General features: G+C 69.4%; 11 protein-coding genes. 9 read left to right on the forward strand and 2 right to left on the reverse strand.

Going from position 1 to position 12,867, the window contains the following annotated elements:
• Window positions 1-153: 153 nt before the first annotated feature.
• A complete protein-coding gene (locus OG718_RS12855; protein ID WP_328847749.1) occupies window positions 154-2,583 on the forward strand; it encodes a ThuA domain-containing protein in 2,430 nt (809 codons plus the stop codon).
• Between the two features lie 14 nt (window positions 2,584-2,597).
• Window positions 2,598-4,811, forward strand: a complete 2,214-nt coding sequence (locus OG718_RS12860) for an OmpL47-type beta-barrel domain-containing protein (RefSeq protein WP_328844186.1) — start codon at window positions 2,598-2,600, stop codon at window positions 4,809-4,811.
• Here OG718_RS12860 and ligD read toward each other — a convergent pair.
• Window positions 4,798-5,826: a non-homologous end-joining DNA ligase gene (gene ligD / locus OG718_RS12865; protein ID WP_143634240.1), complete on the reverse strand. Its 1,029-nt coding sequence runs from the start codon at window positions 5,824-5,826 to the stop codon at window positions 4,798-4,800. The genes OG718_RS12860 and ligD overlap by 14 nt on opposite strands.
• Window positions 5,827-5,920: 94 nt before the next feature.
• Here ligD and OG718_RS12870 point away from each other — a divergent pair, with 94 nt between their 5' ends.
• Together OG718_RS12870 and OG718_RS12875 are read left to right on the forward strand one after the other, a co-directional pair.
• Window positions 5,921-6,991 carry an ATP-dependent DNA ligase gene (locus tag OG718_RS12870; protein ID WP_306936454.1) on the forward strand — a complete coding sequence of 357 codons (1,071 nt, stop codon included), beginning with the start codon at window positions 5,921-5,923 and terminating at the stop codon, window positions 6,989-6,991.
• A gap of 201 nt (window positions 6,992-7,192) precedes the next feature.
• Complete coding sequence (locus OG718_RS12875) at window positions 7,193-8,179, forward strand: DUF3048 domain-containing protein (protein ID WP_328844187.1); 987 nt, start codon at window positions 7,193-7,195, stop codon at window positions 8,177-8,179.
• 3 nt (window positions 8,180-8,182) lie between these two features.
• Here the strand turns inward: OG718_RS12875 and OG718_RS12880 are convergent, their stop codons facing one another.
• Window positions 8,183-8,656, reverse strand: coding sequence for a MarR family winged helix-turn-helix transcriptional regulator (locus OG718_RS12880; protein WP_143634234.1), 474 nt, complete (start codon window positions 8,654-8,656; stop codon window positions 8,183-8,185).
• 203 nt (window positions 8,657-8,859) lie between these two features.
• On the opposite strand from OG718_RS12880, the gene OG718_RS12885 reads away from it, so the two are divergent.
• Genes OG718_RS12885 through pcaG form a run of 5 tightly spaced genes read left to right on the forward strand, consistent with a single transcriptional unit; the run spans window position 8,860 to window position 12,845 of the window.
• Window positions 8,860-9,642, forward strand: coding sequence for a CoA transferase subunit A (locus OG718_RS12885; protein WP_143634232.1), 783 nt, complete (start codon window positions 8,860-8,862; stop codon window positions 9,640-9,642).
• Window positions 9,642-10,301 (forward strand): CoA transferase subunit B, encoded by a 660-nt coding sequence (locus tag OG718_RS12890; protein ID WP_143634230.1) that lies wholly within the window; start codon window positions 9,642-9,644, stop codon window positions 10,299-10,301. The genes OG718_RS12885 and OG718_RS12890 overlap by 1 nt, the downstream gene beginning before the upstream one ends.
• Window positions 10,298-11,500: a thiolase family protein gene (locus OG718_RS12895; protein WP_328844188.1), complete on the forward strand. Its 1,203-nt coding sequence runs from the start codon at window positions 10,298-10,300 to the stop codon at window positions 11,498-11,500. The genes OG718_RS12890 and OG718_RS12895 overlap by 4 nt, the downstream gene beginning before the upstream one ends.
• Before the next feature lie 8 nt (window positions 11,501-11,508).
• Entirely contained in the window at window positions 11,509-12,285 is a 777-nt protein-coding gene (gene pcaH / locus OG718_RS12900) for a protocatechuate 3,4-dioxygenase subunit beta (protein WP_143634226.1), read from the forward strand.
• Window positions 12,282-12,845: a protocatechuate 3,4-dioxygenase subunit alpha gene (pcaG, locus tag OG718_RS12905; protein ID WP_143634224.1), complete on the forward strand. Its 564-nt coding sequence runs from the start codon at window positions 12,282-12,284 to the stop codon at window positions 12,843-12,845. The genes pcaH and pcaG overlap by 4 nt, the downstream gene beginning before the upstream one ends.
• Window positions 12,846-12,867 lie beyond the last annotated feature (22 nt).

Below are 12,867 nucleotides of genomic sequence, written 5' to 3' on the forward strand. Positions count from 1 at the left end.
TTCCACGAAAAGGTCTAGCTTCCATGGCGCTGTTGCTGTGACCGACGAGGGATGGGTGACCACATGCGGCGCACTCCGCATCAAGAGCCCTTGGCCGTACGAGGGTTGAGCATCACCAGACGCAGAGCGAGACACAGGGGCTGGGCGGCCGCGCTGGCCGCCGGAGTCGTCACCGCGGGCGTCCTCTCGGGGCCGGCCGCGAGCGCGCGCCAGGCACCCGACCCGGCGCTGACAACGATGTCGATCAAGTCGCCGCCCGGCGGCGCCAACGTACGCGTGCTGATCTTCCACGGATCCGCGGCGAACGGCGAGGAGTCGCCCGTCGTCAACGCCGGGATCGAGGCGATCGAGGACATCGGCCTGACGGGGCCGGCGGCACAACGGTTCAGCGTGACGGCCACGGACGACGCCTCGGTCTTCACCAACGACACGAAGCTCAGCCGCTTCAACGCCGTCGTCTTCCTGACCGGCGGCGGAGACATCCTCGAACCGGAGCAGGAGTCCGGCCTCGAGGCGTACATGGAGGCGGGCGGCGGTTTCCTCGGCATCCATGACGCGGCCCGCGCCGAGCCCTACTCGGACTGGTTCTCGGGACTCGTCGGCGCCCGTCCGGCGGCCGGCAGCCCAACCGCCGTACAGCGGGCGACCGTTGAGGTCGGCGACCGCCAGCACCCGGCCACCAAGGACCTTCCGCTCCAGTGGAAGCGCCCCGACCAGTGGCTGAACTGGGTCAAGAACCCGTCCGGCGACGTGCACACCGTGGCCCGCGTCCGCGAGTCGACGTACCAGCCGGGCGACAGCAAGAACGGCGCGGACCACCCGGTGTCCTGGTGCCGCGACTACGACGGCGGCCGCTCCTTCTACACCGGCATGGGCGGCACGGTCTCCTCGTACGACGAGACGGACTTCCGCGCCCATCTGCGTGGGGCACTGAACTGGACGACCCGCATCGCGCAGGCCGACTGCAAGGCCACGATCAACGCCAACTACAAGGCGGAGCGCCTGACCCAGCCCAACCAGCCGGGCCAGAACGACCAGATCGGCGAGCCGCACGGCCTGGTCACCGCGCCCGACGGCCGCGTGTTCTACATCGGCCGGGGCGGCGCCGACTCCTCGCAGCCCGTCGTCACGGACTGGAACAACCCGGACATCGGCAAGGGCAAGGGCGAGATCCACGTCTACGACCCGAAGACCAGGAAGGTCACGCAGGCCGGCGCCCTCACCGTCTTCGGCAACAAGGGCGGCGGCGACGAGCTCATCAAGGTCGAAGAGGGCCTGCTGGGCATCGAGCTGGACCCGCGGTTCGAGGAGAACGGCTGGGTGTACCTGCACTACACGCCCCACTCCCGGATCAACCGCGACACGCGGATGGCCGAACGCTACGTCTCCCGCTTCACGTTCAACTCGACCACGAGCAAACTGGACATGAGCAGCGAGAAGGTCCTGCTGAAGTGGCCCGTCCAGATCCACAGCTGCTGCCACTCGGGCGGCGGCATGGCGTGGGACTCGAAGGGCAACCTCTACATCGCGACCGGCGACAACAACTCCAGTGGCTTCAGCAGCGGTTACTCGGGCAACAACCCGCAGCCGAACTACAAGGGCGTCTCCTTCGCCGACGCGCGCCGCACGGCGGGCAACACCAACAACCTCAACGGCAAGATCCTGCGCATCCACCCGGAGCAGGACGGCACGTACACCCTGCCCGAGGGGAACCTCTTCACCGGCAAGGAGACCGCCGAGGGCGGCGGCAAGACGCGCGGTGAGATCTATGTGATGGGTGTCAGGAACCCGGCACGCATCTCGGTCGACAAGAAGACCGACACCCTCTACGCGGGCTGGGTCGGCCCGGACGCCTCGGCGCCGTCGACGACCTGGGGTCCTGCGAAGTACGACACGTTCGCCGCGATCACCAAGCCGGGCAACCACGGCTGGCCGTACTGCATGGGCAACAAGCAGCCCTACCGGGACCGCAACCTGCCCGACCCCAACCAGCCGCTGGGCTGGTACAACTGCGACGCGCCGAAGAACGAGTCGCCCAACAACGACGGTCTCGTCAACCTTCCGCCGGTCACCTCCAACACCATCTGGTACTCGCCCCAGGGCGGCGGCCCGGACTTCCCGCGTGACGCCAACGGCATCCCGTCGTACAAGGCGGAGGACCAGAAGTTCCTGCTGCCGTGGCTGAAGGGCGGTGGCCAGGCGGCTATGGACGGGCCGGTCTACCGGTACGACGCCACGACCGCGAGCGACGCCAAGTGGCCCTCGTACTGGGACGGCAAGTGGTTCGTCGGCGACTTCTACGACGCCGACCAGCCGCGGCACGCGGTGCTGCTCGACCCCAAGACGGCCGGGCAGGGCGGCATTCCGGTGCACGCCGAGTCGCTGAAGAAGATCATCCCCATCGGCAACGACGGCATCAAGAACCTCATGGACTGGAAGTTCGGCCCCGACGGCACGCTGTACGTCCTCGACTACGGACGCGGCTTCTTCACGTCGGACTCCAAGTCCGCGCTGTGGCAGGTGACGTACAAGGGCGGTGGCCCCACGCCTGCCGCCGATCAGCTGGCCAGGGAGGCGCAGTGACAAGCGTGACGGGCATGCGAAGGCGAAGAACTGGACGACTGTGGACGGCGCTTGTGGCGTCGCTGCTGATGGTGCTCGGGCTCGCGTCGACCTCGGCGTCCGGCCAGACCGACGGCGCTCCGGCCGGCGCGGCGGCGGCGCAGACACTCACGTGGACGGCCGGCGACGACATCACCAAGTACGCGTCCGCGCCCACCACGGCGGTCGCGGGCCCCACGACGATCGTCTTCGAGAACAGCAAGGCGACCGGCAACACCACCGGTATGCCGCACACGTTGACGTTCGACGTGTCCGACCCGGAGTACCAGAACGACGTACCGCTGAACATCCTGGCCAGCCCGAACGACGACCAGGGCGGCAAGTACACGGCCGAGGTGACCCTCACTCCCGGCCGGTACCGCTACTTCTGCACCATCCCCGGCCACGGCCAGATGCAGGGCATCCTCGTGGTGACCGAGGGCACCGGCGAGGACACCACGGCGCCCCAGACCGCGGCGGACGTGAACGGTACGCAGAACGCGGACGGCGCGTACGTCGGTTCGGCGACCGTGACGCTCAGCGCGACGGACGCCGACTCGGGCGTGGAGCGGATCGAGTACGCGATCGGTGACGCGGGTGCCTGGCAGCCGTACACCACGCCGGTGGTGATCGATCAGGTCGGCGCCCACAAGGTCCGCTACCGGGCGCTCGACAAGGCCGGGAACATGGCCGCCGAGAAGTCGGAGTCGTTCACGGTGGTGGCCAAGCCGACGGACGACACCACTCCCCCGGAGACATCGGCCTCCGTGACCGGTGAGCAGAACCCGCAAGGGGAGTACCTCTCCATGGCGACCGTCACGGTGACCGCCTCCGACACGGGTTCCGGCGTCAACACCATCGAGTACGCCATCGGTGACGCGGGTGCCTGGCAGCCCTACACCGCCCCGGTCATGGTCCACGAGGTCGGCACCCACAAGGTGCGCTTCCGGGCCACGGACAAGGCGGGCAACGCGGCGGCCGAGAAGTCCGTCTCGTTCACCGTCGTCGCACCGCCCGAGGAGGACAAGACTCCCCCGGTGACCGGCGTGAGCGTCGAGGGCACGAAGAACTCGTCCGGGGCGTACATCAACAACGCCAAGGTGACGGTGACCGCGACGGACGCGCACGGCTCGGGGGTCGAGGCGATCGAGTACTCGCTCGACGGCGGGCCCTACCTCGCCTACACCGCTCCCGTGGTGGTCGACCGCGTGGGCGCGCACACGGTGGCGTACCGCGCGCGTGACAAGGCGGGCAACACCTCGGACGCCCGGACCGTGAGCTTCACGGTCGCCCCGGGCGGCGGCGTTCCGGCACCCAACTGTGCCGAGTTCGACGAGCGGTTGACGGTCATCGTCGGCACGATCGACTCGGGCGTGCCGAACCGGATCACCAACAGCCGTTGCCGCATCAACGAGTTGATCGAGGACGAGAAGGAGTGGACGTCCCACGCGCTGTTCCTCAAGCACGTGACGACGGTCCTGGACGCCCTCCTCAAGGATGGTGTCATCGTCCAGCGCGAGTACAGGCTGATCAACAAGGCGGCCAAGCAGTCGGGCATCGGCACGCCCGGCCAGACCGAGGGCTACCGGACGATCCTCGACGGTACGCCGACCTCGTTCGCCAAGTGGCAGCACGTGGGCGGCGGTTCGTTCGGCCTGAACGCCGACGGGACCATCACCTCGGGCACGTCGAAGGCCGGGCTCGGCATGCTGTGGTTCCCCGAGCGCAAGTACGGGGACTTCTCGCTGAAGCTCCAGTGGCGTGACGACGCGCCGGGCACGGGCAACGCCAACTCCGGTGTGTTCGTGCGGTTCCCGGGGGTCCACAACCACCCCGAGGAGTCACGGCCCGAGTGGGTCGCCATCAAGTACGGGCACGAGATCCAGGCGTTCGACAGTCCCACCGGCGACATGTACAAGAGCGGTTCGGTCTACGGCTTCGACCGGGTGGGTCTGGCCGGGGCCGGTGTCACCCAGAAGGGCACCTGGAACGACTACGAGATCCGTGTGGTGGACCAGCACTACTCGATCTACCGCAACGGTGTGCTGATCAACGAGTTCGACAACACCGGTGGCCAGGACTTCACCCCGCCGCGCTCGGACGACCCGGGCACGGACGGGCGACGGTTCGCCTCCGGCTATCTCGGACTGCAGGTGCACGGCACGACGGATGTCGTCTCGTACCGGGACGTCCGGATCAAGGAGTTGTAGGGCCGTTCTCCTTCTTGGCCCTGCTCGGCTGTACCCGCTTCGGCTCGCCCGGCATCTTCGGGTACTCGGGCGGGTACGGCAGATCGCCCAGGCCGTGGTCGTGTTCGTCGCGGCTGGCGAGTTCGAGCAGGGCTTCGAGGGAGTAGGCACGATCGTCCATGTCCGCGTGCACATCGCCGAGTCGGGCGAAGCGCGCGGGCATGGTCGCGAGATCGAAGTCACGGGGTACGGCGTCGGGGACCTCGTCCCAGGTGAGGGGCGCCGACACCGGGGCGTGCGGGCGGGGGCGTACGGAGTAGGCGGAGGCGATGGTGCGGTCGCGGGCCGTCTGGTTGTAGTCGACGAAGATCTTCTCGCCCCGCTCCTCCTTCCACCAGGCCGTGGTCACCCGTTCCGGCATCCGGCGCTCCAGCTCACGTCCGACGGCGATCGCGGCCCGGCGGACCTGGGTGAAGGTCCAGCGCGGCTCGATCGGCACGAACACGTGCAGGCCGCGACCGCCCGAGGTCTTGGGAAAGCCGCGCAGATCCCCGTACTCGTGGAGCACCTCGCGCAACTCGTGGGCGGCCCGGACCGCGTCGCCGTAGTCGGTGCCCGGCTGAGGGTCGAGGTCGATTCGGAGTTCGTCGGGCCGGTCGACGTCGTCGCGGCGTACCGGCCAGGGGTGGAAGGTCAGCGTGCCGTACTGGGCGGCCCACAGGACGGCGGCGACCTCGGTGGGGCACATCTCGTCGGCGCTGCGGCCGCTGGGGAAGGTGATGTGGGCGGTGGGGATCCAGTCGGGCATGTTCTTCGGCGCCCGCTTCTGGAAGAACGACTCGCCGGTCACGCCGTCCGGGTAGCGCTCCAGGGTCGTGGGCCGGTTCCGCAGGGCGCGCAGGATGCCCGGGCCGACGGCGATGTAGTACTCGGCGAGGTCCCGCTTGGTGAAGCCGCGCTCCGGAAAGAAGATCTTGTCCGGGCTGGACAGCCGCACTTTCCGGCCCGCCGCCTCCAGCTCCACCGCGTCTCCCATGCGAGCCACGGTAGGCGCACCGCGCGCACCTCGCATATTCGGGCGTACGCTGCCACACCGGGCGAATCGTCTCCGATCCGCGCAGAATCGGAACATGGATCTGCCGGTGATGCCGCCCGTGAAGCCCATGCTCGCCAAGTCCGTGGCGAGGATTCCGCCGGACATGCACTACGAGGCGAAGTGGGACGGGTTCCGGGCGATCGTCTTCCGGGACGGGGACGAGATCGAGATCGGCAGCCGTACGACGAAGTCGCTGGTCAGATACTTCCCCGAGCTGGTGGAGGCACTGAGGGAACGGCTGCCTGAGCGCTGTGTGGTCGACGGTGAGATCGTGATCGCGCGCGACGGGCGGCTCGACTTCGACGCGCTCACCGAGCGCATCCACCCGGCAGCCTCCCGTGTGAAGACGCTCTCCGAGCGGAATCCGGCGTCGTTCGTGGCGTTCGACCTGCTCGCGCTCGCCGACGAGTCGCTGCTGGACGTTCCGCTGAGCGACCGGCGGGCGCTGCTCGTGGCGGCGCTGTCCGGCGCCACGGCTCCCGTTCATGTGGCCCCGGCGACGACGGACATCGAGGTGGCGCAGCGGTGGTTCGAGCAGTACGAGGGCGCGGGGCTCGACGGGGTGGTCGCCAAGCCGCTCACGCTCCCCTACCGGCAGGACGAGCGCCTGATGTACAAGATCAAGCACGAGCGCACGGCGGACGTGGTGGTCGCGGGCTACCGGCTCCACAAGAGCGGCCCGGTCGTCGGTTCGCTCCTGCTCGGCCTGTACGACGCCAAGGGCACGTTGCAGCACGTGGGGGTGTGCGCGGCGTTCACGATGAAACGGCGCGAGGAACTGATCGCGGAGCTGGAGCCGCTGCGGATGGAGTCGGCCGCCGGGCATCCGTGGGCGGCATGGACGGAGGGCGCGGCGCACGAGTCGGCACGGATGCCGGGCGCGCCCAGCCGGTGGACGGGCAAGAAGGACCTCTCCTGGCTGCCGCTGCGCCCGGAGCTGGTGTGCGAGGTGGCGTACGAGCACATGGAGAACGGCGAGCGCTTCCGGCACACGGCCCGTTTCCGCCGCTGGCGCCCGGACCGTACGCCCGAGAGCTGCACCTATGCCCAGCTGGAGGAGCCGGTCGGCTACGACCTGGCGGACATCCTGGGACCGCGGGACTGACCGGCGCGGACCGGACGGCAGTGGGCGGGGCGCACGTGGGTACCCGGACGGCCTCCGCCGGGCCCCTCGGCATGTATCGATCGGTCATCAACTTGGGCTGATCGGCCGATCAACGCGCGCAATCAGAACCGAGCGGGTATGGCCATCAATGAACTTATAAACACACAATCATCAATACGAGAATTGGTGGCAGCGGTGGGCATGGGACGCATGGCGCGCAGGCGGCGCCGCACGATGACGGCGGCGCTGCTGGCTGCCGCGGTGGCCGCCGCCCTGGCGTCGGGCTGTACGACAGCGGGCGGTCGGCTCGACGACGGGCGCGGAGACGTCCCCGACAGCACGGACAGCGGCACCCCGGAGAGCGCGGCACCCCGTGCCCCCTCACCGCTCGCCGTGAAGATCGACAACGTCCCCGCCGCGCGGCCGCAGACGGGCCTGGACGCCGCGGACATCGTCTACGCGGAGCAGGTGGAGGGCGGTCTCAGCCGGCTGATGGCGGTGTACGCGACGAAGCTGCCGAAAGCCATCGGCCCGGTGCGCAGCGCCCGCGAGTCCGATCTGGAGCTGTTGCGCCAGTTCAACCAACCGACGCTGGCCTTCTCGGGGGCACAGGGCAAGCTGATGCCGCTGATCGACAAGGCGCCGCTGCGCGCGGTGTCCCCGGAGGACGACGAGCAGGCGTACTACCGGGGGTCGGACAAGCCCTTGCCGCACAACCTCTACCTGCGCCCGGAGCGGCTCCTGAAGTCCGCGCCCGGAGCGGACGCGCTGACGACGGGGTTCCGGTACGGGGCGGCGCCCGCGGGCGGCAAGGCCGAGAGCACGCGTACGGTCCGCTTCCCGTCGGCCCGCTTCACCTTCGACTGGGCGCAGGACCGGCAGCGCTGGCTGGTGTCGATGGACGGCGGCCCGACGGTCACGACCGACGGCAGGCGGGTGGCCGCCTCGACGGTCGTCGTGCAGTACGTGAACGTTCGGAAGTCCTCGTTCCGCGACTTCCTGGGCAACAACACCCCGTTCACGAACACCGTGGGCTCGGGCACTGCGAAGGTCCTGCGCGACGGCAAGGTCTTCGACGCCGGCTGGAAGCGTCCGGCGGCCGAGGACGGCACGGAGTTCACGACGACGGACGGCAGCCCCCTGAACTTCGCGGAGGGCCAGGTCTGGGTGGTGTTCGCGAAGGCCTGAGCCTCAGCGCTGCGTGACGAGGGGCGCCGCCGAGGCGCCGGGGTTGCGCAGACCCTCCGCCGCGTCCGACACCCGCTGGAGCAGATCGAAGAAGACGGTCTGCTCCTCGCCGGAGAGCGGTGCCAGGAAGACCTGGTTCATCCGCGCCGTCCGTACCGTCAGCTTCCGGTGGACGCGGACGCCCTCGTCGGTGAGGCGGAGCAGGAAGCGCCGCCCGTCCTGCGGGTCACGGACCTTGTCCAGCAGTCCGCGTCGGCCGAGGCGGCTGATGACCTCGGCGATGGTGGACCGGTCGAGCCCGACCCGCTCCCCCACCGAGCGCTGGTCGAGCCCCGGTTCGGCGACGAGTGCGTTCAGGACCGCGAACTGGGGTGAGGTGATCTCCTCGGAGACCATCGTGTTCCAGAGCAGGTGGTGCGCCTGCTGCAGTCGCCGGGCCAGGTGCCCGGGGTGGGCGGAGAGATCCACCGCGGCCATGTGCCCTCCTTGTTCGTTGGTGCACTGAACGATAGCGGGCAGCCTCTCTCCTTGTCTCGTCGAGCGACAAGACTCTGAGCTGCGGATTACCTGAGGGTCTTGACGCTCGGGGGTTCGAATGGCAGCGTGTTTGAAACCTCGAAAAAATACTCAGTGCCCTGACTATTCGGCCGCTGACGCTCGGCAGAGATGAGGCTTCGCAGATGGACAAGGTGGTCGCCACAGCCGCCGAGGCAGTGGCCGATGTGCCCGACGGCGCGACCCTGGCGGTCGGCGGCTTCGGTCTCAGCGGTGTGCCGAACGTGCTGATCGAGGCGCTGTACGAGCGCGGGGTCGCCGGCCTGGGCGTGGTCTCGAACAACTGCGGGGCGATGGAGTCCGGCCTCGCGGTACTGCTGGCGGCCGGGCGGATCGCCCGGGTGACCGGCTCCTACATCGGGGCGAACAAGGAGTTCGCGCGGCAGTACCTCGGCGGGGAACTGGAGGTGGAGATGATCCCGCAGGGCACGCTGGCGGAGCGGTTGCGGGCCGGCGGGGCCGGGATCCCCGCGTTCTACACGCCGGCCGGGGTGGGTACCCAGGTCGCGGACGGCGGACTGCCCTGGCGCTACGACGGCGACGGCGGGGTCGCGCTCGCCTCGCCGCCGAAGGAGGTGCGGGAGTTCGACGGTACGGAGTACGTGCTGGAGCACGGGATCCGTACCGACTTCGCGCTCGTACGGGCCGCGAAGGGCGACCGGCACGGGAACCTCGTCTTCAACAAGTCGTCCCGGAACTTCAACCCCCTCGCAGCGATGGCCGGGCGGGTGACGATCGCCGAGGTGGAGGAGCTGGTGGAACCGGGTGAGATCGACCCGGACGCCGTGCATCTGCCGGGCATCTTCGTGCAGCGGGTTCTCGCTCTCACGCCCGAGCAGGCGAACGCCAAGCTGATCGAGCAGCGGACGGTCTCGGCACCCGCGGCAGAGGGAACGGTGAACCGGTAATGGCCTGGAGCAGGGAAGAGATGGCCGCCCGCGCCGCGCGCGAGCTTCGGGACGGTCAGTACGTGAATCTCGGTATCGGTCTGCCGACGCTGATCCCCAACTACCTCCCGCCCGGCGTGGAGGTGATCCTGGAGTCCGAGAACGGCATCCTGGGCACCGGCCCCTACCCGACCGAGGACCAGGTCGACCCGGACCTGATCAACGCCGGCAAGGAGACCGTCACGGTGCTGCCCGGGGCCTCCTACTTCGACTCGTCTCTCTCCTTCGGGATGATCCGCGGCGGGCACATCGACGTCGCCGTGCTGGGCGCCATGCAGGTGTCCGCGGGCGGGGACCTGGCCAACTGGGCCATCCCCGGAAAGATGATCACCGGGATCGGCGGCGCGATGGACCTCGTCCACGGCGCCCGTACGGTCATCGTGGTGATGACCCACACCGCCAAGGACGGCTCGCCGAAGATCCTTCAGGAGTGCGCGCTGCCCCTGACCGGCAAGGCGTGCGTCAACCGGGTCATCACCGACCTCGGCGTCCTGGACGTCACCGATGACGGGCTGGAGCTGGTGGAGACCGCGCCCGGCGTCACCGTCGCGGAGGTCGTGGCGAAGACCGCCGCGAAAGTCCGTATCGCAGACGAGCTCATCGAGGAGACCCAGTCGTGAAGGACGTCTACATCGTCGACGCGGTCCGCACGCCGTTCGGCAAGTACAACGGGTCGCTGGCATCCGTGCGCCCGGACGACCTGGCCGCCCATGCCATCCGTGAACTCCTCGCCCGTACACCCGAGTTGGACCCGTCCCGGATCGAGGACGTGTACTTCGGCAACGCGAACGGCGCCGGTGAGGAGAACCGCAACGTCGCCCGCATGGCCGGACTCCTGGCCGGGCTGCCCACCTCCGTACCCGGCGTGACGGTCAACCGGCTGTGCGCCTCCGGCCTCGAAGCGGTCATCCAGGCCGCCCGCGCCATCGCGGTCGGTGACGCGTCGATCGCGATGGCAGGCGGCGTGGAGTCGATGACCCGCGCCCCCTACGTGCTGCCCAAGAACGACAAGCCCTTCCCCGCCGGGCACACCGAGCTGTACTCCACCACCCTCGGCTGGCGGATGACCAACCCGAAGATGGACCCGCAGTGGACCATCCCGCTGGGCGAGTCGGCCGAACTCATCGCCGACAAGCACAAGATCAGCCGCGAACAGCAGGACGAGTACGCCCTCGCCAGCCACCAAAAGGCCGCCCAGGCCCAGGCGGACGGCCTGTTCGACGCCGAGCTCGCCCCGGTGCCGGTCCCGCAGCGCAAGGGCGACCCGCTGGTCTTCGGCGCCGACGAATGCGTACGGGCCTCGACGTCACTGGACGCGATGGCCAAGCTCAAGCCGTCCTTCCGCAAGGAGAACGGCACGGTCACCGCGGGGAACGCGTCGCCCTTGAACGACGGAGCCGCCGCCCTGCTCCTGGTCGACGAGGAGGGCCTGAGGGCCACCGGCCGCGAACCCCTGGCTCGCGTCTCCGCGACCGGTGTCTCCGCGCTCGACCCGCACTACTTCGGCCTGGCACCCGTGGAGGCCGTCAACCGGGCACTCTCCAAGGCGGGCAAGGGATTTGACGACCTGTCAACCCTCGAACTGAACGAGGCGTTCGCCGCACAGGTCCTGGGCTGCGTCGCCGAATGGCCCGAGTTCGACCCGGCGATCCTCAACCCCCGGGGCGGTGCCATCGCGCTCGGCCACCCGCTCGGCGCATCCGGCGCCCGTCTCGCCGGGACCGTGGCGCACCAGCTCGCCCGCAAGGGCACCGGGGTCGGCGTCGCCACCCTCTGCATCGGCGTCGGCCAGGGCCTCGCCCTCGTACTGGAGCGTTAGGAACTCTCATGGCTCTCACCCAGTCGGACATCGACATCGAGATCAAGGACCACCAGGACTCGTACGACAAGGCGGTCGCCGGCGGCGCCCCGGTCCTGAACCACCCGCGGCGCGACTACGCCCCGTATCGAAGCTCGCTGTTGCGTCACCCCAAGCAACCGCTGGTCGCCGTGAGCGGCGGGGACCCGGAGGCGGTCGAGTTGTCGGGGCCGGTGTTCGGGGTCACCGACATCACCGAGCACGACAGCGATCTGACCCTCCAGCACCGGGGCGAGCCGATCGGCGAGCGCATGACCGTGTCGGGCCGGCTGCTCGACCGTGACGGCCGTCCCGTGCGCGGCCAGCTCGTCGAGATCTGGCAGGCCAACGCAGCCGGCCGGTACGCCCATCTGCGCGAGCAGCACCCGGCGCCGCACGACCCCAACTTCACCGGTGTGGGGCGGACCCTGACGGACGATCAGGGGCGGTACTCGTTCATAACGATCAAGCCGGGTCCGTACCCGTGGGGCAACCACACCAACGCGTGGCGGCCCGCGCACATCCACTTCTCGGTGTTCGGCACGGCGTTCACCCAGCGGCTCGTGACGCAGATGTACTTCCCGAGCGACCCGCTGTTCCGGTACGACCCGATCCTGCAGTCCGTGACGGACGAGGCGGCCCGGAACCGGCTCATCGCCGCGTACAACCACGATCTCTCGCAGCCCGAGTTCTCGATGGGCTACGAATGGGACATCGTCCTCGACGGTCCCTCCGCCACCTGGATCGAGGAAGGCCGCCCCGCATGACCGAGCGACTGCTCCCCACCCCGTCCCACACCATCGGCCCGTTCTACGGGCACGCGCTCCCCTTTCCGGGCGGCGCCGAGGTGGCGCCCCAGGGCCACTCCGACGCGATCACCCTGCACGGGTACGTGTTCGACGGCGCGGGCACGCCGATCCCGGACGCCCTCCTGGACTTCTGGCAGGCGGCGCCCGACGGCTCGCTGAAGGGCGCGCCCGGCTCGATGCGCCGCGACCCGTCGACGGGCGGGTTCGTGGGCCGCAACGGCGTCGACTTCACGGGCTACGGGCGGGTTCCCACGGACTCCGACGGGCACTACGCGCTCCACACGCTGCCGCCGGGCAACGCCGGGCCGGCGTACATCAGCGTGTGCGTGTTCGCGCGCGGTCTGACGCACCACCTCTTCACCCGCGCGTACCTCGCCGACGGCGCGGACCCGCTGCTCGACTCGCTGCCGGCCGAGCGGCGCGCCACGCTGATCGCGGCCGAGGGCACGAACCGGACGTACCGTTTCGACATCCGCCTTCAGGGCGAAGGCGAAACGGTCTTCCTGGAGTTCCAGTGACAGCTGCCGCCCCTGCCGATCC

Source organism: Streptomyces sp. NBC_00258, assembly GCF_036182465.1.
Lineage (GTDB): Bacteria > Actinomycetota > Actinomycetes > Streptomycetales > Streptomycetaceae > Streptomyces.